General features: G+C 70.1%; 25 protein-coding genes and 2 CRISPR repeat arrays (1 of these 27 cut by a window edge). Of the genes, 9 read left to right on the top strand and 16 right to left on the bottom strand.

Annotation, left to right across the window (positions count from 1 at the left end):
• Positions 1-12 precede the first annotated feature (12 nt).
• On the bottom strand, positions 13-1,236 hold the full coding sequence (locus ACYVHU_RS07740) for a CPBP family intramembrane glutamic endopeptidase (protein WP_498947981.1): 1,224 nt from the start codon (positions 1,234-1,236) through the stop codon (positions 13-15).
• A 231-nt stretch (positions 1,237-1,467) separates the two neighbouring features.
• Here ACYVHU_RS07740 and ACYVHU_RS07735 point away from each other — a divergent pair, with 231 nt between their 5' ends.
• The 3 genes from ACYVHU_RS07735 to codB all read left to right on the top strand — a co-directional run bounded on the left by ACYVHU_RS07735 (position 1,468) and on the right by codB (position 4,560).
• Complete coding sequence (locus tag ACYVHU_RS07735) at positions 1,468-2,607, top strand: Mrp/NBP35 family ATP-binding protein (RefSeq protein WP_078762612.1); 1,140 nt, start codon at positions 1,468-1,470, stop codon at positions 2,605-2,607.
• A 223-nt stretch (positions 2,608-2,830) separates the two neighbouring features.
• Entirely contained in the window at positions 2,831-3,292 is a 462-nt protein-coding gene (locus ACYVHU_RS07730; protein ID WP_144390171.1) for a nucleoside deaminase, read from the top strand.
• Positions 3,289-4,560, top strand: a complete 1,272-nt coding sequence (gene codB, locus ACYVHU_RS07725) for a cytosine permease (RefSeq protein ID WP_078762610.1) — start codon at positions 3,289-3,291, stop codon at positions 4,558-4,560. Before ACYVHU_RS07730 ends, codB begins: the two co-directional genes overlap by 4 nt.
• Positions 4,561-5,462: 902 nt before the next feature.
• Here codB and ACYVHU_RS07720 read toward each other — a convergent pair.
• The 4 genes from ACYVHU_RS07720 to ACYVHU_RS07705 form a co-directional block, all read right to left on the bottom strand.
• Positions 5,463-6,062, bottom strand: a complete 600-nt coding sequence (locus tag ACYVHU_RS07720) for a hypothetical protein (RefSeq protein ID WP_078762609.1) — start codon at positions 6,060-6,062, stop codon at positions 5,463-5,465.
• An 89-nt stretch (positions 6,063-6,151) separates the two neighbouring features.
• Positions 6,152-6,568, bottom strand: a complete 417-nt coding sequence (locus ACYVHU_RS07715) for a PNPOx family protein (protein ID WP_498947979.1) — start codon at positions 6,566-6,568, stop codon at positions 6,152-6,154.
• Between the two features lie 159 nt (positions 6,569-6,727).
• The gene (locus ACYVHU_RS07710; protein ID WP_078762607.1) at positions 6,728-7,495 is read right to left on the bottom strand and encodes a DUF1963 domain-containing protein; all 768 of its coding nucleotides are present in this window, start codon (positions 7,493-7,495) and stop codon (positions 6,728-6,730) included.
• A 253-nt stretch (positions 7,496-7,748) separates the two neighbouring features.
• Positions 7,749-8,495: an AraC family transcriptional regulator gene (locus ACYVHU_RS07705; protein ID WP_498947978.1), complete on the bottom strand. Its 747-nt coding sequence runs from the start codon at positions 8,493-8,495 to the stop codon at positions 7,749-7,751.
• A gap of 52 nt (positions 8,496-8,547) precedes the next feature.
• Here ACYVHU_RS07705 and ACYVHU_RS07700 point away from each other — a divergent pair, with 52 nt between their 5' ends.
• Both ACYVHU_RS07700 and ACYVHU_RS07695 read left to right on the top strand, forming a co-directional pair.
• Positions 8,548-9,741, top strand: coding sequence for an MFS transporter (locus ACYVHU_RS07700; protein WP_498947977.1), 1,194 nt, complete (start codon positions 8,548-8,550; stop codon positions 9,739-9,741).
• Between the two features lie 717 nt (positions 9,742-10,458).
• A complete protein-coding gene (locus ACYVHU_RS07695; RefSeq protein ID WP_078762605.1) occupies positions 10,459-11,019 on the top strand; it encodes an NUDIX hydrolase in 561 nt (186 codons plus the stop codon).
• A gap of 378 nt (positions 11,020-11,397) precedes the next feature.
• On the opposite strand, the gene ACYVHU_RS07690 is transcribed toward ACYVHU_RS07695, so the two are convergent.
• From ACYVHU_RS07690 to ACYVHU_RS07680, 3 genes are all read right to left on the bottom strand, one after another.
• Positions 11,398-12,252 carry a VanZ family protein gene (locus ACYVHU_RS07690; RefSeq protein WP_078762604.1) on the bottom strand — a complete coding sequence of 285 codons (855 nt, stop codon included), beginning with the start codon at positions 12,250-12,252 and terminating at the stop codon, positions 11,398-11,400.
• Between the two features lie 836 nt (positions 12,253-13,088).
• On the bottom strand, positions 13,089-14,549 hold the full coding sequence (locus tag ACYVHU_RS07685; RefSeq protein WP_159457279.1) for an outer membrane protein assembly factor BamB family protein: 1,461 nt from the start codon (positions 14,547-14,549) through the stop codon (positions 13,089-13,091).
• Between the two features lie 241 nt (positions 14,550-14,790).
• Positions 14,791-15,378 (bottom strand): HD domain-containing protein, encoded by a 588-nt coding sequence (locus tag ACYVHU_RS07680; protein WP_078762602.1) that lies wholly within the window; start codon positions 15,376-15,378, stop codon positions 14,791-14,793.
• Positions 15,379-15,610: 232 nt separating this feature from the next.
• Between ACYVHU_RS07680 and ACYVHU_RS07675 the strand changes: the two genes are divergently transcribed.
• Positions 15,611-16,294 carry a response regulator gene (locus ACYVHU_RS07675; protein WP_078762601.1) on the top strand — a complete coding sequence of 228 codons (684 nt, stop codon included), beginning with the start codon at positions 15,611-15,613 and terminating at the stop codon, positions 16,292-16,294.
• A gap of 124 nt (positions 16,295-16,418) precedes the next feature.
• A CRISPR array of direct repeats spans positions 16,419-16,870; the repeat unit is 29 nt; unit sequence CGGTCCATCCCCGCGTGCGCGGGGCTTAC.
• Positions 16,871-17,288: 418 nt separating this feature from the next.
• Here ACYVHU_RS07675 and ACYVHU_RS07670 read toward each other — a convergent pair.
• From ACYVHU_RS07670 to ACYVHU_RS07645, 6 genes are all read right to left on the bottom strand, one after another.
• Positions 17,289-18,347: a methyltransferase domain-containing protein gene (locus ACYVHU_RS07670; RefSeq protein ID WP_432938650.1), complete on the bottom strand. Its 1,059-nt coding sequence runs from the start codon at positions 18,345-18,347 to the stop codon at positions 17,289-17,291.
• A 62-nt stretch (positions 18,348-18,409) separates the two neighbouring features.
• Positions 18,410-18,532: a hypothetical protein gene (locus tag ACYVHU_RS07665; RefSeq protein WP_432938647.1), complete on the bottom strand. Its 123-nt coding sequence runs from the start codon at positions 18,530-18,532 to the stop codon at positions 18,410-18,412.
• Between the two features lie 589 nt (positions 18,533-19,121).
• Complete coding sequence (locus tag ACYVHU_RS07660) at positions 19,122-19,448, bottom strand: hypothetical protein (RefSeq protein WP_498947974.1); 327 nt, start codon at positions 19,446-19,448, stop codon at positions 19,122-19,124.
• Positions 19,445-19,684 carry a helix-turn-helix domain-containing protein gene (locus ACYVHU_RS07655; RefSeq protein ID WP_498947973.1) on the bottom strand — a complete coding sequence of 80 codons (240 nt, stop codon included), beginning with the start codon at positions 19,682-19,684 and terminating at the stop codon, positions 19,445-19,447. The genes ACYVHU_RS07660 and ACYVHU_RS07655 overlap by 4 nt, the downstream gene beginning before the upstream one ends.
• A complete protein-coding gene (locus ACYVHU_RS07650; RefSeq protein WP_498947971.1) occupies positions 19,681-19,908 on the bottom strand; it encodes a hypothetical protein in 228 nt (75 codons plus the stop codon). The genes ACYVHU_RS07655 and ACYVHU_RS07650 overlap by 4 nt, the downstream gene beginning before the upstream one ends.
• Positions 19,905-20,420, bottom strand: coding sequence for a hypothetical protein (locus ACYVHU_RS07645; protein WP_498947970.1), 516 nt, complete (start codon positions 20,418-20,420; stop codon positions 19,905-19,907). Before ACYVHU_RS07645 ends, ACYVHU_RS07650 begins: the two co-directional genes overlap by 4 nt.
• A gap of 171 nt (positions 20,421-20,591) precedes the next feature.
• Between ACYVHU_RS07645 and ACYVHU_RS07640 the strand changes: the two genes are divergently transcribed.
• The 3 genes from ACYVHU_RS07640 to ACYVHU_RS07630 all read left to right on the top strand — a co-directional run bounded on the left by ACYVHU_RS07640 (position 20,592) and on the right by ACYVHU_RS07630 (position 22,152).
• Entirely contained in the window at positions 20,592-21,359 is a 768-nt protein-coding gene (locus ACYVHU_RS07640) for a GntR family transcriptional regulator (RefSeq protein WP_078763320.1), read from the top strand.
• A 294-nt stretch (positions 21,360-21,653) separates the two neighbouring features.
• Positions 21,654-21,941 carry a Scr1 family TA system antitoxin-like transcriptional regulator gene (locus ACYVHU_RS07635; protein ID WP_144390221.1) on the top strand — a complete coding sequence of 96 codons (288 nt, stop codon included), beginning with the start codon at positions 21,654-21,656 and terminating at the stop codon, positions 21,939-21,941.
• A gap of 10 nt (positions 21,942-21,951) precedes the next feature.
• On the top strand, positions 21,952-22,152 hold the full coding sequence (locus tag ACYVHU_RS07630) for a DUF397 domain-containing protein (RefSeq protein ID WP_078763322.1): 201 nt from the start codon (positions 21,952-21,954) through the stop codon (positions 22,150-22,152).
• A gap of 763 nt (positions 22,153-22,915) precedes the next feature.
• On the opposite strand, the gene ACYVHU_RS07625 is transcribed toward ACYVHU_RS07630, so the two are convergent.
• Complete coding sequence (locus tag ACYVHU_RS07625; RefSeq protein WP_498947968.1) at positions 22,916-23,773, bottom strand: YwqG family protein; 858 nt, start codon at positions 23,771-23,773, stop codon at positions 22,916-22,918.
• A gap of 66 nt (positions 23,774-23,839) precedes the next feature.
• Positions 23,840-25,579: a leucine-rich repeat domain-containing protein gene (locus tag ACYVHU_RS07620; RefSeq protein ID WP_498947966.1), complete on the bottom strand. Its 1,740-nt coding sequence runs from the start codon at positions 25,577-25,579 to the stop codon at positions 23,840-23,842.
• Positions 25,580-26,153: 574 nt separating this feature from the next.
• Positions 26,154-26,342: a CRISPR direct-repeat array (repeat unit 29 nt; unit sequence CGGTCCATCCCCGCGTGCGCGGGGCTTAC) (it continues 327 nt past the right edge of the window).

Below are 26,342 nucleotides of genomic sequence, written 5' to 3'. Positions count from 1 at the left end.
CGTCCCCGCCGGTCAGCCGCCGTAACGGTGCCGGTGGTCCCGCCGCTCCTCGGTCTCGGAGGCGGCCGGGCGCAGCGCCCAGCCGGGCGATCCGGGGTCGGGGGCGGGCGAACAGGCGGGGTCGGGCGCGGGGGCGGAACCGGGAACCACGCGCCGCAGCCCGGCGCGGCGGGCCAGCCACACCACCACCAGGCAGTACACGACGAGCTGGGCCACGGTGCCGGCCAGGCTCTGCCAGCTCCCCGAGCCGCCGCTGGCGCCGAGCGTGCCCTCATAAGCCGAGATGCCCATGGCCGCGAGATTGTGCAGCACGTGCAGCGCGATCGGCGCCTCCAGCCCCCCGGTGTACCAGGCCAGCCAGGCCATGGCGACGCCGAAGCACAGCACCTCGGCCAGCGCCCAGGCGCTGTAGGTGTGCAACAGGGCGAACACCCCGCCGCTGACCAGGATCGCGGGCAGCGGGGACCGCAGCAGGCGGGTGAGGGGGCCTCCCCCGGGTCCGGGAGCCCCGTAGGAGCCGACCGCCTGCATCACGAAACCGCGCAGCGCGTACTCCTCGGCCGCCGCCTGGAAGGGCACCAGAAGCACGACCACCAGCAGCGCGCCGAGGAACAGCCGCGGTCCCACCCACTCGCCGACCAGCGGGCCGCTGACACCGGTCGCCAGGTACAGCCCGAAGCGGGCGGGCACCATCACCCCGACGACGAGGAGCGCCACCAGCGAACACGTCAGCAGCCACCTCACCCGCAGCCTGCCCTCGACCGAGGACAGCGTCCCGACCGGGCGCCACTGGACGAACCGGGCGATGAACATGACCACCGGGATCATGGCCGCCAGCAGGACGAGTTCGACGGCGAGGTCGGGGACCTCCGAGCCGAAGAAGACCGTCACGTCCAACGGCGCCCCGGCGACGACCGCGACCAGTTTGGCCGCGAGCACCAGCGGGATCTGGACGAGGAGATACAGCGCGACCGCCGCGACGACGGCCAGCGGCGGCACCCACCAGCGGAAGCGGGCGGTGCGGGCGAGACGGTGGTACGGGGTGCCGGGCGGCGCGGACACCACCCGGGAACGGCGCACCCGCGCGGCCGGCGGGGGCGGCCACGCCCACACCGGGTCCCCCTCGGCTCCGGGCGGCCACGCCCAGGCCGGGGAGGACGGCTCGAACTCCGGACGATCGGGCCCTTCGGCTCCGGACGCCCAGGACGAACCCGGCGGTGGTGACACGTTTCCCATCGCTGCCGAGGTTACTAGCCGGTGGTGTATCGACCGTGTTAAGGCGCCGGACGCAACGGGCCGCCACGTGGCACACCGCCCCGGCAGCGCTCCCACCTGCCCCGGAGCAGGGCGGGAACTGTGGACCTTCCCCGGTGCCCCATCGGGAATACGCCTGTTGCGCGCGGGAACGCGCCCTCGCGCGCGGGTCTGCGGCCCACGGGCCGCCCCGACTTTCGTACCATTGAGTACATGTCCTCCACACCCACCACCGAGCAGGTGAACGCGGCCCTGGCAACGGTCCAGGACCCCGAGATCCGCCGTCCCATCACCGACCTCGACATGGTCAAGAGCGTCGAGATCGGCGACGACGGCGTCGTGAAGGTCGGCGTCTTCCTGACGGTGGCCGGTTGTCCCATGCGGGGACGCATCGAAAAGGACGTGTCCGAGGCCGTCGCCAAGGTCCCCGGTGTCTCCCGGGTCGCGGTGGAGCTCGACGTCATGAGCGACGAGCAGCGCAAGGCCCTCCAGACCAAGCTGCGCGGCGGGCAGGCCGAGAAGGAGATCCCCTTCGCCAAGCCGAGCTCGCTGACCAAGGTGTTCGCGGTCGCGTCCGGCAAGGGCGGGGTCGGCAAGTCGTCGGTGACGGTGAACCTCGCCGCGGCCATGGCCGCCCAGGGCCACAAGGTCGGCGTCGTCGACGCCGACATCTACGGCCACTCCGTGCCGCGGATGCTGGGCGTCTCCGACCGTCCCACCAAGGTCGAGGACATGATCCTGCCCCCGACCGCGCACGACATCAAGGTCATCTCCGTCGGGATGTTCACCCAGGGCAACCAGCCCGTCGTGTGGCGCGGCCCCATGCTGCACCGCGCGTTGCAGCAGTTCCTCGCCGACGTCTTCTGGGGCGACCTCGACGTGCTGCTGATGGACCTGCCCCCGGGCACCGGCGACATCGCCATCTCCGTCGCCCAGCTCCTGCCGGGCGCCGAGATCCTCGTGGTGACCACCCCGCAGCTCGCCGCGGCCGAGGTCGCCGAGCGCGCCGGCGCCATCTCCGCGCAGACCCACCAGCGGGTGGCCGGCGTCATCGAGAACATGTCCTACTTCGTCGCCCCCGGCAGCCAGGAGCGCACCTACCTGTTCGGCGAGGGCGGCGGCCAGGCCGTGGCCGACGGCCTCACCAAGGCGTTGGGCGCCAACGTCCCGCTGCTGGGCCAGGTGCCGCTGGAGATGGCGCTGCGCGAGGGCGGCGACGAGGGGAAGCCGCTGGTGCTGGACCAGCCCGACTCCGAGGCGGCCAAGGTGCTGCGCACGATCGCCGGCGAGCTGGTGGGCAAGCCGCGCGGCCTGTCGGGCCTGCAGCTGGGGATCAGCCCCGCCCGCCGCTAGACCGTTCTTCACGCGCGAGGCCGTCACCGCTGTGGGTGACGGCCTCGCGCGTGTCCGGGAACACACCCCCGACCGTCCATCTGACCTGGACATACGTATAGAGTCTTCGAGGCCGTTCGGGACTCGCGCCCGATTCGCCCTGTTGCCCTCGCGCCGGCGGGGTGGTCTCCTCGTCGCACGGAGGCCACACGTTCTTCCATCCCACCGTCGAATGGGGGCTTCCATGTCCGATTCCGCGCGGTACGCGCAGTGGTTGCAGATCGCCGTCGAGGAGGCCGAGGCGGGCCTGGCCGGCGGGGGCATCCCCATCGGCGCGGCGCTCATCGGCCGCGACGGCGAGGTCCTCGGCCGCGGCCACAACCGCAGGGTGCAGGACGACGACCCGTCCGTGCACGGCGAGACCGCCGCGTTCCGCAACGCCGGACGGCAGCGCTCCTACGCCGGCACCACCATGGTCACCACCCTGTCGCCGTGCTGGTACTGCAGCGGCCTGGTCCGCCAGTTCGGGATCTCCCGCCTGGTCATCGGCGAGGCCCGCACCTTCAGCGGCGGCCACGAATGGCTCGCCGAGAACGGCGTCGAGGTCGTGCTGCTGGACGACCCGGGCTGCGTGCGGATGATGTCGGACTTCATCGCCGCCAACCCGGCCCTGTGGAATGAGGACATCGGCGAGGACGGCGAATGACCGCCACCGCGCCGGAGGAGACCGTCGACCCCGACTACCCGGTCGAGCCGGTCCCCGTCCACGCGCGCAAGTCGCTGTTGTCGCTCAGCGTCGTCCTGGTCGGGTTCACCCTGTTCACGCCGACGATGCTGGCGGGCGCGCAGGTGGGCGCGGCCTTCCGGTTCGGCCCGCTCGTGGGCGTGCTCCTGCTCGGCTCGCTCGTGCTGGGGCTCTACGTCGGCGTGATCGGCTGGATCGGGGCGCGCACCAACCTGACCACCGTCATGATGTCGCGCTACTCGCTGGGCACCGGCGGCGCGAAGCTGGCGTCGCTGCTGCTCGGCGGAACCCAGATCGGCTGGTACGGCGTCTCCATCGCCACGGTCGGCCTGCTGACGGCCCAGGCCGCGGGCTGGGAGGGCGACCTGCCCGGACAGCTCGTCATGGTGGCGGCCGGCGCGGTCATGGGCGTCACCGCCTACATCGGCTACAAGGGCATGTACTGGCTGTCGGTCGTGTCGGTGCCGCTGCTGCTGATCCTCGCGGGCTGGGTGACGTGGCGGGCGTTCGCGGAGACGGGCGGCCTGGCCGGGCTCAACGCGGTCGAGCCCACGCAGGGCATGACCCTCACGGCGGCGATCACCGTCATCGTCGGCACGTTCGCCTCCGGCGGCACCCAGGCCCCCAACTGGTCGCGTTTCGCGCGGACCCCCTCCGCGGGGTTCTGGGCCTGCGTCGTCGCGTTCTTCGGCGGGCAGTTCCTCATGCTGTTCTGCGGGGCGATCGGCGCCCTCGCCTTCGGCGAGGGCGACTTCGTTCTCGTGCTGTTCCAGATGGGGCTGGTGGTCTGGGGGGTCGTCTTCCTGGTCGCGAACATCTGGACCACGAATGACAACGCCGCGTACGCCGTGGGAGTCGCGGGGGCGGAGATCTTCAACACCCGCTCCCGCAAGCCCTGGGTGCTCGTGTGCGTCGTGCTGGGAACCCTGCTGGCGGTGACCGGCATCTACGACCACCTCACCGCCTACCTCACCTGGCTGGGCATCCTCATCCCGCCGCTGGGCGGTGTCATCATCGGCGACTTCCTGCTGCGCCGGCGCGGCGAGCTGCCCGACGCCGCCACCCTGCCGGTGGCGCGCTGGGACGTCATCGCGGTCTACGCGGTCGCGTCGCTGGCGGCCTGGTGGAGCAACGAGGCCGGCTGGTTCGTGCCGCCGGTGGTCGGCATCCTCGTCGCCACGGGCGGCGCCCTGGCCCTCAGCGCCCTGTCCCGCCGCCGGACCGGCTGAGGCCGCTCCTCCCATCACATGCGAAGGGGCCGGGAAACCCCCGGCCCCTTCACCATGCCTCCCGCCGACCACGGCACAGGAGACCTCCCGCACTCGGGCCCCACCCGCACCGTCCCACGACCGGAGCCGCGGTCCCTCCAGGGATGATCAGCGACGTCCCACATCCGGCAGCGGCCGGACGCGCTCCCCCTGTTGCGATCCCTCTAGGGATGATCAGCGACCCAAGAGTAAAGTCGCAGGTCAAAGCCGTCTTACTGGTCTCTCCAGACCCCATTTTTGCAGCGGTCCGCCGGTAATGCATCAGCGCAGGTAGAAAGGCTGCGATGGTCCTTTTCAGGGCGGTGCTTTCAAAGGCCTTTTCCGTCATGAGAGGGCAGCAGGCGCCCCGCGAACATCTTCACGGAGACAGCCGAAGACTCCCCCGCGCGCCCAGGGCTTACGAAGGAACTCGCCTGCGTGTCATCGGGCGAGCCGGTCCATCCCCGCCTGCGCGGGGCTTACCGCGGACTCGAACACGTCGCCGCTGACGGCCGCGGTCCATCCCCGCGTGCGCGGGGCTTACTCGTCGGTGGTAGGTGCCGACGTCGAGGAGACCGGTCCATCCCCGCGTGCGCGGGGCTTACGTGCGACGTGTGTGGCGGTCCGATGTACGTCGCGGTCCATCCCCGCGTGCGCGGGGCTTACAGAAGATGACCTGCGGCTTTGCGGGCCGTTATCTCCGCTTTATAAATCCCGGGACCTGCCGGACCGGTCGGCGGACCGGCGCCGGTGGCCGTCATTCTGCCGGACGGTCGCCCCGTCCGGGGGCATGAGCCGGAAAAGGTCACGTGTGCGGCCGGTTCCCGTTTCCGGGACGCGATGACCGCCGAGAGGGGCGCGGGCGGCCCCGCCGGGCGAGGACGCTACGACCCTGCTCCCATGGAGATGGCGATCAGGACGACGGCCAGCACGACCAGCGCCACGACACCGGTCGTCAGGAGACCCAGCAGGTAGGGGTGCCGCTCGTACCACGGGACGATGCCCGGGTAGATCTTGGCCAGTTCTCCGGCGCTGACGGGACGGCCGGGGCCTTCGCAGGGCAGTCCGAGCGCGCCCACCAGCCGGTTGATGTCCTCGGTCGCGTAGTTGAGGCCGTACACCCGGAAAAGCACGTTGTCGTGGGCGTCGAGCAGGAACAGGGTGTCAGAGGCCCATCCCCGTGATGGGACGACGGTCGCGCGAACCACCCGCACGGCCTGGGAGCGTGGCCGGCGCTGCCGGAAGACCATCCCCTCCACGGCGATCTCGTACGGTGTCAGGACGATCCGGGCGTGGCGCAGATGCCCGATGACCACCGCGAACAGCACGATCCAGAAGACGACCGAGGCCAGGGCGACCTCCCAGCCGACGCGGAACGCGATGCTCACCGTCATGACCACGGCGATCACCGCCGAGACGGCCAGCTTCGTCCGTCCCGACCGGCGATCGGGCCGTAGCACGAGTTCGTCCCGTATTTGACGCATGCGGGCGCCACCTCCCGGTTTTCAGGTGTCGAGGAGATCCTGCCGCAGCGGTAGGACCTTTCTGGACGAACCGGGCTCCGGAACGTGTCTCAGGTGAACGACCATCCCGACCAGCGCAGCACGTCGACCAGGATCATCGGCCCCTCGGGAGGTATGTCACGGTATTGCCGGTATCGGGCAATCAGCCGGGATCGGGCCTCCGTCCACGGCCGGCCGTCGCGGACGACGCGCGCCCTCCCGTCCGCCCGCGCCCACCACAGCCGTTCCCAGCCCTCGTCGTACTCGTCGGCGAGGAGACACACCAGCGGGTTCTCCGCGATGTTGGCGAGCCGTTTCAGGTTGTGGCCGCTCTTCGGCTTGTGGTCGATACCGATCGCGACCGTGTCGCCGCGGACGGCGAACGTGACCGGCACGAGGTGGGGGCGTCCCCGCCCGTCGGCGGTCGCCAGGCGGGCGACCCGGCTCGCGGCGAACCGCTCCCGGGCGTCGTGCGGTGTCAGTCTCATGGTCCGAGGCTCGCACGGCGCCCCCGCCGCGCGAAGCCTCTCCGGCCGAGCACCGCTCCCCGTGGGCCACACGGCACCTGCGGCGGAGGGAGCCCTCGCCCTGGGCCGTTCCGGCGGATCGGCCCGTCCCCGCGCACATGGCCCTTCCCACGGGCCTGGTCACTCGGGCGGGTACATCTCCAGCCGCACCTTGGCCCTGTCGAACCTTCCCTCGGCCAGGTCCTCGGGACGTATCAGCCAGAAGACCGTGCCGCTGTTCGAGGATCCCTCCCTTGCCGGGCGATGGGCCTGGGCCAGCAGCCGCCACGGCGTGTCGTCACCGCCCGGATAGGGAGGAAGGCACGGATCGTCCCAGATGGGGGAGGCGTGCCCGCCCAGGGTGAGTTCGCCGGCGGAGGAGTTGTCGTAGCCGAGGTCGCCGAACTCCTCCCAGATCTGCGCGCGTTCCTCGTCCGAGTCGATGACGTCGTGGCCGGGACCCGGCAGGTTCCAGGCGACGTGCCCGTGGAGCGGGAACGGCTCGTCGAGGTAGCCGGCGTACTTCTCCTCGGGCCGCCGCTCGGCGGTCGGTGTCCCCGCCGGGACGTACACCACCCGACCCTCGATGTCCTCGGAGTCGTCCGCCCACGTCGGGTCGTCCTTGCTGGCGAAGAACAGGAGGTGGCCGTCCGTGGGCATTGGAAGGTCGAGCGCGCCGGCGGGCAGGGCCGCGCAGTCGACCGAGGCGAAGAAATGCGGGTAGCCGGACCATTCGACGTCGGCCGGGAGGGCGGGCAGACCCCCGTAGCGTCCGACGACGGGACCGTCGCTCTGCCCCTCCGGCCGCAGTTCGATCTGCGGCAGCGCGAACTGGAGCGCCCAGTCGACGGTGTGTTCGGGGATCCCCATTTCGAGGGCGGATTCGCGAAATTCCTGGCGTCTGTCCATGAGGTGAGAAGTCTGTCACATGTTCATCCCGGCCTATGAACGCCTGAATCTCGGAAGATCCACGACCCGGCCGGCCGTGGACTCCGCGCGGCGGAAACCGCGGGTGGGGCGGCCGGCCGTCTCCACGCGCGTGAAGACGATCCCTCTCGGTGGGGCGGGTCCGTGGACCGTGACCGGACTCCTCCGTGGCGGGTTCCGCCCCCATTCGCCCACCGGCGTTCCCCCGTCCGCCCCCGCGCCGGCCGGTCCCGCGTCAGGCGGCGGGGCGGGAGCCGGGGGTGTGGCCGAAGGCTCGGCGGAAGACGTCGATGAAGGTGCTGGCGGACGACCAGCCGCATCGGTGGGCGACGGTGGTGACGGGGGTGTCGTCGGCCAGGAGGATCAGGGCGTGGTGGAGCCTGATCTGGGTGCGCCATTGGGGATAGGTGAGGCCGAGGTCGGCGCGGAGACGGCGGGAGAGGGTGCGGGCGCTGGCGCCGATCTGCCGTCCGAGTTCGTCGAGGGAGCGGTTGTCCGCCGGGTCGGCGCGCAGGATGTCGTGCAGTTCCCGCAGCAGGGGGCTGGTGGGAACCGGCAGGTGCAGGGGCTGCTCGGGGGAGACGGTGAGCTGGTCGAGCATGACGGCGCGCAGGCGCAGGCGGGGCGGGCTGTCGTCCTCGGGGGCGCGCGTGTAGGCGACGATGAGTTCGCGCAGGAGGGGGCTGACGGCGAGGACGGCCGGTTTGTCGAGGCCGAGCGGGTTCTCCGTGACGGGCAGACCGACGAGGTGGAGGACGAGTTCGCCGTGAGCCTGATGCTGGTGGACGGTGCCGGCGGGGATCCAGATCGCGCGGGTGGCGGGGGCGACCCAGGAGCCGGCGTCGGTCGTCACCGCGATGGCGCCCCGGCTGGCGTAGGCGATCTGGTGGTCGTCATGGCGGTGCGCGTCGATCTCGCCGCCGGAGGCGAGATGCTGGGTCCGGGTCGGCGCGACAGGCGTGTGGCGGATTTTCTGCAACACCTGGCAATCTATCGAAAGCGGGCCAGCGGGTGGGTCTTCCAGCATGGGACGGGTGCGAAGGAACATCCCGATCTCCCTGCTGGCCGTGGGGCACGCCTGCGTCGACGTCTACCAGGGCTCCGTCGCGGCGCTGATCCCGTTCTTCGTGGCCGAACGGGACTACGGCTACGCGGTGGCCTCCGGAATCGTGCTGGCCGCGTCGCTGCTGTCGTCGGTGGCCCAGCCGCTGTTCGGCGCGCTCACCGACCGATGGCCGATGCCGTGGCTGCTGCCGGTCAGCACCCTGCTGGGCGGCCTGGGCATCGCGCTGAGCGGCCTGAGCGGCTCCTATGGGCTGACCTTGGTCTTCGTCGCGGTCTCCGGGATCGGGGTGGCCGCCTACCACCCGGAGTCCGCCCGCGTGGCCCGGCTGGCCAGCCGGGGCAGCCACAGCGCTATGAGCTGGTTCTCCCTCGGCGGCAACATCGGCTTCGCCCTCGCCCCGCTCCTGGTGTCGGCCGTGATCGGAAACGGCTCACTGCGCTGGACGCCGGTCCTGGTGCTGCCCGCGCTCGTCGGCGCCGCCCTGTGCGTGCCCGTGCTCCGGATGCTCGCCCGGTCTCAGGCCGGCCCGTCGAAGACGCCGGTGCCCGCGGGCGCCGACGACGTGGCCTCCTTCGTGAAGCTGTCCCTGGCGGTGGTCTTCCGCTCCATCGTCTTCACCGGCCTGAGCACCTTCATCTTCCTCTACGCCCAGCAGCGCATGCAGGGCAGCGCCACCGCGGGAACCGTCGCCCTGTTCCTGCTGTTCCTGGGGGGCGCCGTCGGCTCGCTCCTGGGCGGATCGCTGGCCAACCGCTACGACCGGGTCCGTGTCTCCCGCTGGTCCTACCTGCTCTCGATCGCCGCCGTCGCCGGGGTGATCTACCTGCCGGGCCCGGCGATGTTCCTCTTCGTGGCCCTCACCTCCGCCGGCCTGTACGTCCCCTTCTCCCTCCAGGTCACCCTCGGCCAGGACTACCTGCCCTCCCGTGTCGGCACCGCCAGCGGCGTCACCCTCGGCCTCACCGTCAGCGTCGGCGGCCTCGTCAGCCCCCTGCTGGGGTATCTGGCCGACGCCACCTCCCTGCGGACGGCTCTCCTCCCCCTGATCGCCATGCCCGCCCTGAGCTGGCTGCTCTTCCGCTCCCTCCCCGAACCCGCCGCCCGCCCGCCCCAGGCCGCCGCGCCGGCACGGCAGGACGGGGAGCCCCGCGCGGACCGGTGAGCGCGCCTGGCCCGCCGGGAGGGCGAGGAGGTGTCCGATCACGGAACCCGCCGTCCACCGTGGCGGGCCGACGGGGAGGGCGTGGGGGCGATGGCGCCCTTGCCGCCGTTGGACGAGGCCGGCACATCGACGCGGGCGCGTCCCAAGCCCGGCGGCGTCCTGGACGCCTTCCGCCCGGCCACGGCACACCGAGATCAGGAGGCTGCTCGGGGACGGCCGCCCCGGGGCCGCTTCGAGGCCGCGACGTCGGGGAGGCAGCGTCGCACCGACCGGTGGACGGCCGGCGTACGCGGCCCCAGAGGCCCGCTGAGGACGCCGACAAGATCGAACACGTGATCCGGGGATCGAGTGGCGGAATCGGGGAGACGCGAACGCCCAACGGTGGATCGGCGACTCCTGTGCGCGGGTTGAGGACGAAGACGGACCGGGCACCGGCGGAGACGGCCCCGGCGCGATGCTCCACGGACCGGCTTCACCCCGCGGTGGGCGCCCCTGGTCGTGACTCGAAGGAACGGCGTCCCGCCCACCCCAGGTCAGGGGGACAGCCGGCCCACCCCACACGCGCGAGGCCCCTCTGCGTGGTACACGCCCACCGGCCGGCCACCGCCTTGTAGGCTCGAACACCATCGGTGAGCCGGCCTGCGGCTTCTCCCGTCTCCCGCCTGCGCGCGGTCGGCCATGGAGGGGGTTGCTTCCAGACCGGGGTGGAGGTGGCGGGTGGCGATCGCTGACGCGCACATTTCGGCCACGCTGGCCGCCTACCTGGAGCGGTTTCCCGAAGAGGCCGCGGGGCTCGCCGAGCCGGCGCTGTTGCTGCGGCAGGGCCGGGATTTCGCTTCGCGCTGGACCTTCCCCATGCACGTGACCGTCGGCGCGCTCCTGGTACGCGGTGAGGCCGAGATCCTTCTGGTCGAACACCGCGCATACGGGCTGCTGTTGCAGCCCGGTGGACATCTCGAACCCGCCGACACGACGCTGATCGGCGCGGCCGTCCGCGAGCTGGCGGAGGAGACCGGTGTCGACACCGACGCCGTGCTCCCCGTCTCGTACTCCCCCGCCTACATCGAGTACGGCCGGGTTCCGGCGCGGCCGGACAAGGGCGAGCCGGAGCACCATCACCTCGACATCGGGTTCGCGTTCACGACGGTCCGCGCCGAGATCGGGCGCGTCCAGGAGGCCGAGGTCACAGGTGCGGGCTGGTACTCGCTCCCGATGGCCGAACGGCTGGTCGGGCCGCGCGTCGCACGCGCCGTGGGCACGCCGGGGCGGAGCGGTTGACGGTGGGCGACCCGATGGGCATGCCGACCGCTCCGTTCCCGCGCGCAGGGGACTCGTCTGCACCGACTCGCGGTCGAAGAACAGACCGTTCGCTGAAATCCCTCCAGGAATGATCAGCGAGCGAGGGGAAGTCCGTATCTTGCCGTCCTCTTGGAACCCCGTTTCCACAGCGACCCGTTAGCGATTCATCAGTACAGATGGAAACGGATAAAGACGAGTATCCTCAGGAACCGTTCTCAAATAACTTATCGCTTCATCAGCGAGAAGCGGTTCCCCTCTCTACGGAGATAACCGAAGGACCTCTCCGCGTATGCGGGCTCGCGGCGTGTCGAGAAAGTCGCCCTCGGCGCGATTGGGCGAGCCGGGGATCAGTGTCGGTCAGACGGTGAGGTGCTCGGGTGTCTTCGCGGGGTCTTGATGGTGGTGAGAGCGACGCCGAGACCTGGCAGCGAACCGGAAGGCGGCCACGGCCATGGCCAGGCCGATGAGGTGGCCGGCGGAGTTCACGACGAAGTCGGCGAGTTCGCTGCTGCGGGTGGCCGCCATGGCCCATTGCAGGAACTCGATGGTGAAGGACAACCCTGGGCCGAAGGCCAGGCGCGCGGCCCACGAGGAGAAGGCGGCAAAGGCCACGATGCCAATGGGGATGAACAGCAGGGTGTTGACCGTCTTCTCCTGCACCAGCAGGCTGGGAGCGACGTTGTCGTCGACGCCGGCGGCGTGTTCCTCGTAGAGCTCGTCGAGCTGGGCGGCCACGTCAGGCGCGAGCTCCTCGCCCTCCGCGTCGAAGTAGGCGACTTCGCCGGTGGTGAGCGGGTACCGGTGGTAGTCGGCCGCCAGATAGTAGTCCTCTCCCTCTCGTTCGATCTCGGCCTGGACCTCCTCCAGCCGTTCCGGTGAGACGGGGATGACCCGCAGGCTCACCGTCTGGGATCTGTCTGCGGGATAAGAGATGGAGACGCCCTCGGTCGGGGCGTTGTCAGCCTTGTAGTAGGCGACGGGATTCCAGATGATCTCGCGATCGCCCTCCCCGATCTGGTCCCAGCTCAGGATGGGCGCGGCCAGGATGAGCAGGTAGACCGGTGTGGCCGCGGCCAGGATCCATTTCGCCTCACGGGGGAAGGTTCCCGGGTTGTTCCGTAGCAGGCGGGCCACCACCACCGCCGCCACCGCCAGCACCGCGAGGGTGATCCCCACCGTCAACGGTGTGGTGTAGAGCAGGACCTGCCACATGTTCGAAGACTCCTATAAAACTGCTGAACCGCCTGCCCATTCCGGCCCTGTTCCGGAAGAGCAGACGGCTTAGCCGTCATGTCTGTTTCTTCTCAGGCAGACCGATGGACCTGGATCGCCCGGCGTGTTCAGGGATACCCGGAGAAAGCAGAAGCGTTTTCCAAGCCCGCTCTGGCCGGGAAATGCGAGGAGGACTCGTCACAGAAGGCCGCATGTCTCCGGTTACCGGGAAGCAGCATTCCAGATTTCTACGCACAGTCCATCTTTTGACCAAGGTAGGCCACTGCGCGCCATATAGCAGCAGGTAAGAAAGGTGAACTAATTGCAGGTTGAAGTCACAGCGGGAAATCCGTGATACGAAGAGCCCTCCCGCGAGCCTGACGCCCGCACGCGGGCGCACCAGGACGGGAACCCCTGGCCGGATGTCCCCCTCAGCACACCTGCGTCCGGCCGAGGCACCGCACGAACGGCGGGTGGAGGGGTGGAGTGAACACCGGCGGGCGGGTACGGCCCATCCCCGCGTGGGCATGCCCCCGCCGATCGGTTCCAGCCGCCCCCTGGGCGAGGGGCGGCCGCTCGGCTGGAGACACCGTTGGGGGCTCCCCCACAGTCGGCTCCACCCCCACCGCGCTCGCTGATCCGATGGGAGCGCGAAACCGCTGGTCCACCCCGCTGCCGGCCCCGTGGCGCCGCCTCGGCCACGCGGTCCGGACCCGGCCGGCTCCGGGGAGGCGGACGGTCCTCGCCTTCCCCGGCCCGGCGGTCAGGGCTCCGTCCACCGGCCCCGCGGCGCGCGGCCCTCCGCCCCACACCCCCGCGAGGCCTCCCCGCCCGCCTCAGCCCGTCACGGGCGCGACCGTGAACTCCCCGTTCTCGCCGTACTCGACCGCGACGACACCGTTGGTGGTGGCCGGCGCCATCTCCGCCAGGGTCTCCAAGTCGGCGCCGTCGTCGAGGTCGAGCACCACCGCTCCGCCGCCGGCCTCGCCGTAGAGGGCGCCCCTCCACGCCCCCGTGGGGTCGATGTCGGCGCGTTCCGCCTCGCCCCCGAACTCCTCGACCCAGCGGAGCGCGCCCTCCTCGGTGTCCAGGGCGAAGACCACGGTGGAGCGGATCTGCGGCGCCCATCCCCAGCAGGCCAGCGTGCGTTCGCCGTCGTGGCGGCATCTGCCGTCCACCCATCCGCCCCAGTCGTTGTCCATCCGCTCCCGGATCTCGGGGTCGAAGGCGAAGCTGTACTCGATCCGCCCCGTCTCCGCGCTCACGAGCAGGACGGTTCCGAAGACCTGGGTGGGCTCCTTGCCTCCGGCGACCTGCATGTGGAGGTTCGTGTTGAGGTAGTTGAAGGCCACGACGGCGAACCGTCCCGGCCCCGCCGGGAAGAACTCCTCGCGCACGGGGGCGCCCTGCCGCTGGCTGTGGACGAAGTACCCGTAGTACTCGGCCGCGGCGTCGGCGACCTCGCCCGGTTCGGCCCCGCCCTCCTGGAACTCGGCGAGGAGGTCGAGGCGCTGGTCGGAGGCGAGGTCCTCGGCGTAGTCCTCCCAGGCGGTCCACAGCTCCTCACCGGTGGCCGCGTCCACGGCCCGCATCCAGGTGGAGCGGTCGAAGTGGCTGACCGTCCCGATGACGGTCGACCCCATGACCAGGCGTGGCTCGGACTCGTCGCTCCAGGTCACCTCGCCGCCGGCGAGGTCAAGGGCGAGCGTCGTGCCCGCGTTGAGGATGACGCTGTCACCGCTGACCCCGACGACGCGGGGCGTGTACTCCTCGTACTCCTCGTGGTCGTGCACGGCGTGCCACAGCAGGTCGCCGCTGTCGGCGTCGGCCGCGATGACCTCCACCTTCGACGAGGCCCGCGTGGTCCCGGACGCGGTGGTGTGGGTGCGGAAGGCCCCGAAGACGACGGGACCGTCGTCCGTCTCGACGAGCACCGCGCTGTGGCCCGGGTTCTCGGCGTCGAACGTCTCCTCGGTGCTCAGCGTCCACAGGGACTCGTCCCGGATGGTGTCGTGCGCGATGAGCCTGTCGCCGGAGGTGTAGTAGGCGACGCCACCGCGCAACGCCACGGGGAGCCGTTCGGCCCCCTCCCCCAGGAAGTCGCGCTGGAGCGTCACGGAGGCGTCGGTGTCGAACCGGGTCGCCGGGACGATCGGCTCGGCGGGAGGCTGCGCGGCGCCGCTCTCCGAAGGCTTCGGGGAGGGAGCGTCCTCCGCCGGCGTGGAACACCCGCCCACGGCCAGCAGGGCCGCCAGGGACAGCGCGGTCGCGAGGGGACGTCGGTGTTCGGGGCTCATGCTGACTCCGGCCGTCATTGCGAGGGGCACGAGAGATCCTAGAGCGGCCTCGGATCTACCACACGTCCGAATCGGAAAGAAGGCCACTTGTGGCCGTGGAGCCTCCGTTTCGCGGGGACGGCAACGCTTCCTCCCCGGCGCGGAGATGCCCGGTGGCGCGGGCGGGGCAGGGCCACGGCCGTCCGGAAAACCGGGCGGCGGCCGCGCGGGACTCCGCGGGACCTGGGCGGCGGCCCCGTCCCTACAACGGCGGCCTCCCCTTCCGCGCGCGGTGCATCCAGTCGAGAGGCCCGCGGGCCAACGCGAGGTCCGCCAGGCGCTTGGCCGATTCCGTCGTCAGCGACGCCAGCGAGGTGTCGATCCACGCCCGGGTATGCCTGTTGCCCTGTTCCCGGTACTCCACGGCCTGGAGCAGGCATTCCAGCTTGTCGGCGTCACGGGCGCACACCGCCTCGACGGACTCCCGCCCCTCGTACTCGGCGACCGCATCGGCGATCACGCCGGCCAGCTCCCCGGGCAGGCCGGCGACCTGGTCGCCGGTCACCTCGCCATTCGGCACCGCCTTCAGGTAGCGCTTGCCCAGGTGGGGGATGTCGGTGGTCCGGGTCTCCTGCGTGTCGTGGAACAGCGCGAGGAACGCGGCGCGCTGCGGGTCCGCGCCCTCCGACGAGGCGATGACCGCCGCGATGATCGCGGTGCGGTGGGAATGGTCGGCGACGCTCTCGGGGTCGGAGACGCCGGCGATGACCCAACCGGTGCGGGGGAGCCGCTTCAGCAGTCCCATCTCGTAGAGGAAGTCCACGGTACGGGCGTCCTGGTCGTCGGCCATACGATCCCCTCTCGGCGCCGGCGGGTGGTCCGTAGAGCGTAGAACACCTCCCCCGGATCCACGGCGGGACCAGGGCGGAGGATTCCGGCGCCGCGCCTGGCCGCGCGGGCCGCGGCGCCCCGCCGGAGACGGCCCGGTGAGCGGCGGACGCCCGGCACGGATGCCCGCCGTCTTCCACTCACTGTCTGTGAAAAACTAGGGGTCCCCCCCGTCCGCCGCCGGAGGACCTGCTATGAGCACGCCCCCCACCCGTCGCTACGAACCCATCAGGGTCCTGGTCGTCGACGATCACGCCCTGTTCCGGCGCGGTCTGGTGTCGGTCCTCGAAGTGGAGCCGGACATCGACGTGGTCGGCGAGGCCGGTGACGGCGAAGAGGCCGTCCGGCAGGCCGGCGACCTGTCGCCCGATGTCGTGCTCATGGACATCCGCATGCCGCGCAGCAGCGGGATCGACGCCTGCGCCGGGGTGAAGGCGATCGCCCCGATGGCGAAGATCCTCATGCTGACGGTCAGCGACGAGGAGGAGGACCTGTTCGAGGCGATCAAGGCGGGGGCCACCGGTTACCTGTTGAAGGAGATCCCGGTCGACGAGGTGCCGGCGGCGGTGCGCGCGGTCTCCGACGGTCAGTCGTTCATCAACCCGTCGATGGCGGCGAAGCTGATCGGGGAGTTCGCCGCGCTGGCGAAGAAGGGCTCCTCACGCTCCCCGGCGGAGTCCGCGCCGAGGTTGACCGAGCGCGAGACGGAGGTCCTGCGCCTGGTGGCGCGCGGGCTGAAGAACCGGGACATCGGCCAGCGCCTCTACATCTCCGAGAACACCGTCAAGAACCACGTCCGCAACATCCTCGACAAGCTCCAGCTGCACACGCGGATGGAGGCCGCCCTGTACGCCCAGAAGGCCGGACTCGGGGACTAGCCCGGTTCGTCCCGGCTTGCACGGGCTTACCCCTTCCCCGAGAAGGAGCGACTACTGCCGACCGGCCCACCCCCCGCGTGCGCGGGGCTTACCCGGTCCAGGCGGGCGTTGACCTGTGCGAAACCGGTCCATCCCCGCGTGCGCGGGGCTTACCGGCACCGGGGCCTCGCCCGGCGCCGGAGGATCGGTCCATCCCCGCGTGCGCGGGGCTTACTATCCCTCCTTACCTGGGTTGCCGTCATAGGGCGGTCCATCCCCGCGTGCGCGGGGCTTACCGAGGGTGTGGGCAACGCGCTCATGAGCAGGGCGGTCCATCCCCGCGTGCGCGGGGCTTACGGCGCCCGCATCCTCGACGACGTCGCCGACGCCGGTCCATCCCCGCGTGCGCGGGGCTTACGCCGTGCGCATCATCGGTCCCAACCCTGAGCGCGGTCCATCCCCGCGTGCGCGGGGCTTACGCGCGCGCGCGCGTCCCATCCTCCCCCTCCCGGTCCATCCCCGCGTGCGCGGGGCTTACACGCGCGCGCGCGTCCCATCCTCCCCCTCCCGGTCCATCCCCGCGTGCGCGGGGCTTACAGAAGATGACCTGCGGCTTTGCGGGCCGTTATCTCCGCTTTACCAAATCCGGAAGCCCACCGGAGTGGGCGGCGACAGCCATTCTGCCGGAGAACCGCCCTCTCACATGACACGTTCCCCTCGAACGTTCCACGCGCCCTTCCGCACGCCCCGTCTGTCCCGCCGCGCAGCGGTCCGGCCACTCCCGGATCCGCTCCTACGCACCCCGGCACGCGGCCCTCGGTGATCGATGCTGCGGCCCTGATCCAGGGCCGCTATCTGGATTACGAGCTCCGATGACTCTCGATAGCGGTCCCGCTGGTGGGCGCCTGGACTTCTCATCCCCCACCCCGTCGTGGTTTCCAGCGCCGGGCAGGTTGCGGGGCCATAAGGGCGAGCGGGCCGGGTCACCATACAGAAGGGGATGTCCCGTCCCGTGCTAGGCAACCGGGTGCGCCGGGTCGTCCAGCCACACGATTTGCCGGTCCGGGGTGACAGTGAGGCCGAACCTGGTGTGGTCGGGCTTCCCCACCTCCTTCCACCACTGGTAGGCGCGAGCCAGTTCGTCGAAGAGGCTGCGAGGGCCATGCTGCTTCACCACGTACTCGCGAGGACCCGGCTGGATGTGCCACGAGGCCCACGACCCGGATCGGGGGTCCATGAGATAGACGGTGTAGCGCTGGGAAGCGGGGTCGTCCCGGTCATAGACCAGAGTCGATGTCATCCCTGGGACCAGGGCACCGATCGCGAATGAGGCGGAGAAGTCCCCGACGGGCTCGTAGGGGTGGAGATCGGTGACCGTCTCGGCGTAGTCGTGCTCGGGGCTCACCCGGTCTTCCACCGCGCCGTGCGGGGGGCGCTGGTCGCGGACCCACATGAACCCGGTGTCGCCTTCGAAGTGGCCCGATGCGGCCCCGTCGCCGTTGACGTACAGGCGGAGCAGGGCGCCGCTGTGGAAGGCGGTTCCCCAGGGGGTGACCACCTTCCCTCCGGGGGCGGCCTGTTCGATCCACGGGTAGGGGACCTTGTAGACCGACGCCGTGGACAGGATCCGGTCGTAGGGGGCGCCCGGCGGGTACCCCTGGGTCCCGTCTGCGGCCACGGTCTCCACCGGCCATCCGGCATTCTTCAACGCTTCGCGGGCCTGCTCGGCCAAGTCGGCGTCGATTTCGACCGTGGTCGTGTTGTCGATCCCCACACGGCAGGCGATCAGGGCGGCGTTGAATCCGGTCCCGGTGCCGATTTCCAGTACCCGGTGCCCGAAGCGCAGCTCTGCCGCTTCCAGCATGAGCGCGACGACGCTGGGCATGGACGCTGACGACGTCACGTAGCCGCGCCCACTGCCATCGCCGTCGTCGAGCTGCACAGCGATGGGCTCGTCGCTGTAGCAGGCCTCCAACCACCGCTCCGGTGAGTCGGCTCTGCGCAGTGGGACGGGACGGCCTTCCTCACGAACCCAGACCGTGTCCGGGATGAACAGGTGCCGGGGGACAGCCATGAACGCGGCCCGCCACGCCGGGGGAATCTTTCGGGCCAAGCGGGCCTGAAGCTCATCAGGACTCACTTGTCGTTTTCGTCCCTCTCGTGCTTCCCGCCGCCACTTCCTCCGCCGTCGGGGGTCGGCGGAGGAATCGGCTTGTCCTTCTGGCCATCCCAGCGGGACGGGTCGTCGTGCTTGCTCACTGCGGCACCTCCGGGGCCAGGGGGAACGACCGGACGTGTTCACCGGTCCCCGGCCTTGGAACCTCGGAAACGAGAACAGGGTGACCGAATGCGGCACGTCGGTGACTCTACGAACACGGACCATCGGGAAGAACGCCACTCCCTTGCCTCTGCCCGGTGAGGGGGTTCGTTGCGTTCTGGGGCTGCTGGTCTGAGGCGGACAAGATCAGCACACGGCGCGGGAGGCAGGTCACTGCGTTCCCTGGCGCTTGCAGCATGTGCACGCATCACCGTTGTGGTCGATGTCCTGTCCGTTGCGAATGCCGCATGTCTCGGAGTCGGTGCGTTCCATGGGCGGACTCCATTCGCTGCTCGGAATGGGCGGACCGATGCCTGAAGCCGGCTCCGTGACGGACAGAGGGTGGTCCGGGACGGTCCCTCTACCGTCCCGGACCGGGGAACACCCCTCATTGGTTCCCCGGGGTCCCGCGCGCCGGGCTCTGAGAACGACGCGCGGGAACCTTGTGGGCCGCCCGCCCCGCGCCTGAGACGGGCGGCCGGCCAACGCCGGGGTTTCCGGTGAGCAGGACGCTCACCCCGACGCGGCCGTCTATGCGGAGGCGGGCCGCCCCCACGAGACCGGGCCGGTTGGTCTGACCGGTCTGGTCTGGGTCCAGGTGGTGTCGGTCGTGTCGGCGTCGGCCAGGTGATCGCGCCCGGGCAGAACCATGGAGCGCGGGGGAGGTTCCTCCCGTGTCGGGATGAGGCCGCGCGCGGCGAGCCTCATCCACATCTCCTCAGCGGTGGCCGCGATGAGCAGTTCATGCCCGACCAGAGCCAGATAGCCGCGTGAGGTTTCCCCGTGCCACACCAGCACGCCGCTTCGGCGGGACAGATCACGCGCGACAGCGTGACCGGGAAGACAGGGCCGCCTCACCGCCGGTCCCCTTCCAGCAGCGCGCGGATCTGGTCGGCGGGAATCCGCCAGTGACCTCCCAACGTCCGCTGTCCGCGCAGCCGTCCTTCCTGTAGCCATCGGCCGACGGTGCTGGGGGCCACCCGGCACAGATCGGCGACCTCGATCGTGGTCAACAACTCCGGCCACTTCGCGGCGGGTGTCTGCGCGATGGGAAGGTGACGCCCGTTCACCCTGACCGTCACCTGCACGCTCACCACCGGACCTCCCGCTCCAAACGGTTCAGGCGCTCCTGCACCCGGGAGAGCAGGCCATACACCTCGCACCGGCCATCCGGCCACAACAGGCAGTACTCCCACCCGTGCCGGTGCTCCTCCCACGACAAGAGCAGGCCCAGCAACCGTGCCCGCTCTGACACCCGGCACTGCGCCGCGTAATGCTCCCGGCTCGTTTCCGGCCCCGCGGGGGTACAGGCGCTCACCACGCCCCTCCCGCCGGGGCCATGAACACCAGATCATTCAACGCCGCCAACTCCTCGGCGCGCTGGCGCTCCTCGGCCTCCACCACATAACGGCGCACCCGCGACGGCGGCTCCGCCACCGACAACATCACCTCGAACAACTCCCGATCCGTCGCCGCGAACACCAGATCCGGCTGCCCCCGATGCCGCGCCCGATACGGCATCACCGCGTCGTAGTCATAGGTGAGCTCCCACTTATGCGCATACCGCTCCGCGAGCAGGCACCACCCGTAGTGATCCGGTACACGTTCGGCATACTGCGCGAGCTCCCCAGAAGGAGATCCACCCGCGCGAAGCTCTCTTGTAGGAGTCGATGAGCGGGACGGCTCGACCGGGCATGGCGCTGTGCCGGGAACGCCCACGAGTTCGGGGATGGGAACGAAGAACGCCCGGAGGTTCCCGACCGCCAGAACGATTTCTTCTCGAAGACGAATCGCGAAGATCCGTGTCCATTTCGGACTACGATGAGCCATGTCTCCCTGCTCTCTTCAGGCGAGGCCACGCCCCGGGAGCGGACGCACGCTCGCCGGGGCTTTTTCGGTCAGCATCTTCTAATGCTTAGTATTAGAAGTTAGAGTCACCTGCGTTGACAGCGCAAGGGGGATGCGGAAGATTCTCGGTTCACCGTCACGAGAGGACCCGACATGGGATGGAAACCGACGTACGCCATCATCGCTGAGCGCATTCGGAGGCAGATCACCGAAGGCCAGCTCACGCCCGGCTCACAACTCCCGTCCGAGCGAGAGCTGTGCGACGAACACGCCGTGTCCGCGACGACCATCCGCCGCGCTCTGGCCGAGCTGAAAAACCTCGGGCTACTGGAAAGTCACCAAGGGCGTGGCGTCTTCGTCCGAGAGGGGCGCCGACCGCTCATACGGTACGCGCCACACCGATTCTGGCCTCAGGACCACCCGCAGGCGAGCTACTACCGCGAGGCCGAGACGGCCGGACGGTCCGTCGACGTCATGGCCGAGTCGGTGCGCACCACGGCCTCCGAGCGGGTGGCCGAGTGGCTCGGCATTGAGGTGGGTGACGCCGTGGTACAGGTGACGTATCGCATCACGATGGACGGGCAACCGGTGTCGTCCTCGGTCTGCTGGGAGGTCGCCCGGATCACCGACGGCACCGCGATCGCTGATCCGACCTCCGGCCCGCATGCCGGCGCCGGCCTGGTCGCGCGGTACGCCGCGATCGGACGACCGATCACCGGCATCGCGGAGGTGATCAGCGCGCGGATGCCGAGCACCGCCGAGGCGCAAACGCTCGACATTCCCAGTGGCACCCCGCTGTTCGTGATCGAGCAGACTGCGCACACCGCGAGTGGACCTGTGCAGGTGTCCGAAATCGCCATCCCCGCGGACCGATACCGGCTGTCCTACGACATGCCGATGCCATCCCCGACAGAGGAGTAAACGACTAGTCGTGACAAGTGGGACAGGGGCCGACCTCTCCCCACTCGGGAGAAATAACAATCTCCCCCGTACCGTGACAGGTGGGGCAGACCTGCTCACCGCACTGCTCGCTCATGCGGCCAGATTAGGCCGCCGACTGTAGACCGAGAAGCAGAATGGCCCCTGGAATTCACCGATCGCGCGGGGGCCGTTTGCGACCGATTCCCGAGAAGAACGCACTCTCCGACGTCTGTCCGTGGGAGCCAGCAGCGATACGGACACGATGCCGTCGCGAATCGCATCGGTGATCCACCGGTGAAGCGCCTCAGCCAACATCATGTGAATGACCACCCCGACCACGTGGAGACCTCGACGGTGATGATCGGGCCGCACGCGGCGTTGACTGGCGGCTTCGTCATCCTCGACTTTCCGACCCCGGACCCCAGTGTCGTTTACTTGGAGTCAGCGTTCGACGAGCTGTACCTAGAGAGGGACGAAGAGGTACAGCGGTATGAGCATCTGTACAGGGGCATCCAGCCATCCGCTCTGTCTGTCGACGACTCCGTCGCCTACATCACCGATCTACTGAACACCATGTCGTAGAGGGATACCCATGAACATTTCCCACTCCCACTCCATGAAGTTCCGAAAGTCCAGCTACAGCCAAGCCAAAACGCAGAACTGCGTCGAGGTCGCCGACCTCCCCGGCGCCCAGGCCGTGCGTGACTCCCAGAACCCCGACCTCGGCCACCTGACGTTCCCCGCCGCTGAGATGGCCGCGTTCCTCGACGCCGTGAAGACCGGCCGACTGTAACCGGACAACAGAAACAAAAGAGGCACCAGCGAACCGCCGGTGCCTCTTCGTATGCATACCCAATGCATTTCCCACAAGGAATCGTACCCATCGACGGCCGGCCACGCGAGCCGCCGATGAACCGAGCCCCGACGTAGCATTGGGGCCTTCCTCTCGGGCATCCTCACAAGTGGATACCCGAGAAGAAGCAGAGATGCCCTACGACCAGGTAGTCCCTGGTTCAGTTCACGCTGGCGACACGGTGCCCTCTCGTCAGGGACGCACTCCCGGGCCTTAGCGCTCCAAGGCGCCCGGGACTCCCCCGCGTGCGCGGGGAGCAGCATGCCCGCCTGGTCAGGCCGGCCGCGTGGCCGGCCTGACCAGGCGGGCGAGGGCCGCCGTCCCGAAGCCCTCGGCACCACGGCCCGCATCCCCTGCTCACCGGCGGCGGACCGGCTCCGATCCGCCGCCGGTATATGCCTTTGATGGCCACCACGACCGGGATTCCGATCCTCGGCAGCCTCTCGCGGACGTCGATCCAGGCCACCGTGGTGGTGAAAGGCGCCATTCCCGCCCTCGCCCGGTCGCCCCGCCCCCGCCGAAGCGGGGCTTCCATGTCGGTCCATATGCGAGAAGCCCTTTCGGGGCTCGCGGAGGTCGCCAGGTGGTGTCGCCCGCCCGAAGGATCCACTCCGCCGACCCGGCAGCGCCCATGACCAGGCGGAGCGCCCGCACGGGGACGGCCGGAACCGGGCGGACGCGGCCCGGCTCCACCCCGCGTGGGTCACGGGTTCCAGGTCATGGTGGCGTAGACCCGATCGAAGCGCCCCGCGGCCAGGTCCTGCCGGGCGATCGACCACGAGTAGAGGGCCATCTCCAGGCCGTCGATACCGTGCTGCCACTGGGCGAGGCACACCCAGTCCTCAGGGCGCACGTCCGCATCGGACGGGGGCAGTTCGCCCCGCGCCTCCGCCCGTGCCGCCTCCCGTCCGGCCGCAACGCTGGGGTCCTCCGCCTGGTACTCGTCCTCGGCGTATCCGCCCAGCTGAAGCCCGACGCCGTAGTCGTTGCCCGGCAGCTCCGCCCACACGTCGATCAGGTCGTGGGCCCTGGGGTGTTCCGGGAGGGGCTTACCGAACGGGAACCCGGGAGCGTGGACCGAGGTGTGGAAAGGCAGGGAGACACCGGTTCTCAGGTGGAGCAGCCCCTCCGGGAAGTCCGTTTCGTGCGGGTAGTTCCTCCATTCCGGATCGTGGTCTATATGGCGCTCTTCGACGGCCGTGCCGGCCGGGATGTGCAGCGCAGCGCCCAGGTTCCCCTCGCCGATCCGGTCGGGATCGGGGTCGGCGAACAGCAGCAGGTGACCGTCGGCGGGAAGGGCGAGGTCGGTCACCCCGGCGGGCAGCGCCGCGAGATCGAGAGTGGCGGCGAGCTTGCACCAGGGGTCGGGGGCGTCCACGGGGAGCAGGAGGGGGCCGCCGAGCCGGCCGACCACCGGCCCGTCTCCCCTCCGTTCCAGGATGGCGCAGGGGCGGGCGGTGTCCGTCCATCGCGCGATGTCGTCCGGGGGGATGCCCGCCGCGAGCGCGTTCTCACGGAACTCGTTCAGTGTGTCGAGCATGTCAGGGGTCAACCAGGTCAACGGGATCTCCTGCTGAAAGGGGGGCGACGGTGGGAACACGCCGGATGATCGGCCGATCGTGGACGGTCAGCCGTGGATGGTGACCGTCACACCTCGTGCCCTGAGGTCGGTCACCACGGGATCGACGACAGCCGAGGACGAGAGGCACGCGCTCTCGGCCAGGTGGACGTGTCGCAGCGACGGCAGGTCGAGCAGGAGCCGGATGTCCTTGAGCGACTGGTGGCTCCGCAGGTCGAGTTCGGCGAGGTGGGAGAGCGCGGTGAAGGGGGCGGCGTCCTCCGGTTCGGATGTCCCCGGCCCACCTGTACGGGGACCGCGCGGGCCGACCAGAGACGACAGGTCCGCCCAGCGCGCGCCGGACAAGGAGAGCCGTTCGAGGCGGTCCAGTGGGATGTCCTCCACCAAGGGACAGTCGGTCAGCTTCAGTTCACGCAGGCCGGGGCAGTCCTGGAGAGCGCTGAGGGACTCCAGGTCCTTCATGTAGAGGAGGGAGAGCGTGACCAGCGGAGAACCGGACAGGCCGCCGAGATCGCGAACGGCGGTGCCGTTGATCAGCAGCGACCGCAGCGCGGGCAGCCGGCCGAGCCCCGTGAGGTCGGCCAGCGCCGGGCAACTGGTCAGGGTGAGCTTCCGCAGCGCCGGAAGCTCACCCAGCCCTTCGAGGGTGCGCAGTTCAGGGGCACGGATCGCCAGCTTCGTCAGCCGGGGAAGGCCCCCCAGCCCTTCGAGGGTGCGCAGTTCGGGGCCGGCGTCGATCTCCAGCTCCGCCAGCTGGGGAAGACCGCTCAGCCCGTCCAGCGTCCGCAGCCCCTTGCGACTTTGAACGTGGAGCGAGCGAAGGTGCGGGAAAGCGGCGAACGGCGCGAGGTCACGAAGCCCGTCGAGGTCGCTCAGCCGAAGGTCGGTGAGGCTCGGCAGTTCGGCGAGTCCGTCCAGGTCCGTGAAGGACCGGCAGGAACGGAGATCCAGGGTCTCCAGAGCGGGGAGCGCCTGACCGAAACCACGGACCGAACCCACCTTGGTCCCGCGCAGGATCAGTTCCCGCAGACCACTGAGACGCAGCAACGGCTCGAAGTCCTCGATCGCACCGCAGCCGCCCAGATCAAGGCGGGTGAGCCGGGAGAGACGGCCGATCGGGGTGAGATCCTCCACCTTGCCGCAACCGTAGAGAACGAGGTCCGTGAGGCCGGTGAGTTCACCGACCTCACCGAGGTCGGTGAACTCACCACACCACTCGAAGCGGAGCGATTCGAGCATGGTGAGATGGCGCAGACCGCGCGGGTGGGAGACGCGGGGAAACCGCAGTTCCGTCCTGCCCTCCCGCCGGAACACCGGTGCGAGCAGGTGCTCGGCGAAACCGTCCGGGTCGCGGACCGTCCCCCACAGACGGACAAGGAACTTGGATGCGTACGTGTCCGCCGAGATGAGCCGGGCGGCGAGTTTCAGGGCATGGCCGCCGTCACCCGGTTCGGACAGCTCCACGAGTTTCCCGACCGCCTTGCGCGCGCGGTACGCCGGAGCCGGCAGGTTCTCGCAGAAGCCGAACGGGTCTCCGTCGGCGATCGCCCATAACCGGACCAGTTCCTCAGTGGAGCAGTCGGATCTGCCGCTGTACCGGACGGCCAGGTCAAGGGCCTCTCTGCCGCCACCCGACGCGGCCAGCGACATGAGTTCCCGCACGGCCTCACCCGCCTCGGCGGGACTCGCGGTCTCCAGAAATGCCCGCAACCGGTCGATCCGGGCTGCGGTGTCGTCGTCTTCATGGGAGTCGCCGGTGGGAGCGCCAGGGGAGGTCGGTCGTGTCATGGGAGGGACTGTAGAGGTAGGGGACGACGACGGGAGCGGCGCGGTCAGCGGACGGGGCCGGCCCCAAGCCTGAGCCCGAAACGGTCACCGCGGAACGCCAGTGAGGGACGGCGTTCCCGCCGACGCCGGCTCCAGGCACACGACCGACATCCATCTGCGGGGGCTCACCCGCAGATGGAGGCCGCAACCAGGCGGCCGCGTCTCCACCACCGTCTGCACGGTCCGTCCGCACCGCAGCGTCTCCACCGCCGCAACAGCGAAGGACGGCTCTTCGCCTTCACACTGAGGACCGGCTCACCTGGGAGTCAGCAGCCCTTGTCACCCCTCGGGGCGCCATCTCCCTCATGGCGAACATCTGGATGACGAATGTCTAGGTGGTCCCTAGTTGATAGTGGGGACACAGTGCCCTCTCGCCAGGGACGCACTCTCGGGCCTTGTACTCCAACCAGCCCGGGACTCCCCCCGCGTGCGCGGGGCTTACGAGGCCGCCGCCGAGCGACGCCGACGCCTCGAGCGGACTCCCTCGCGTGCGCGGGGCTTACTCGCTTCCATGAGGAAGACGCATTCCGGCGCGGGGTCCATCCCCGCGTGCGCGGGGCTTACCGGGTCTGGCAGACCAAATGCGGGACCTGGGTCGGTCCATCCCCGCGTGCGCGGGGCTTACCGCACGGCGGCCTTGAGGGCGGCGCGGATGTCCGGTCCATCCCCGCGTGCGCGGGGCTTACCGGGTCCGCCCGGACGGCACCGAGTACATGCCCGGTCC

It is taken from the genome of Marinactinospora endophytica, assembly GCF_054780875.1.
This window is presented reverse-complemented; position numbering and strand designations above follow the sequence as displayed.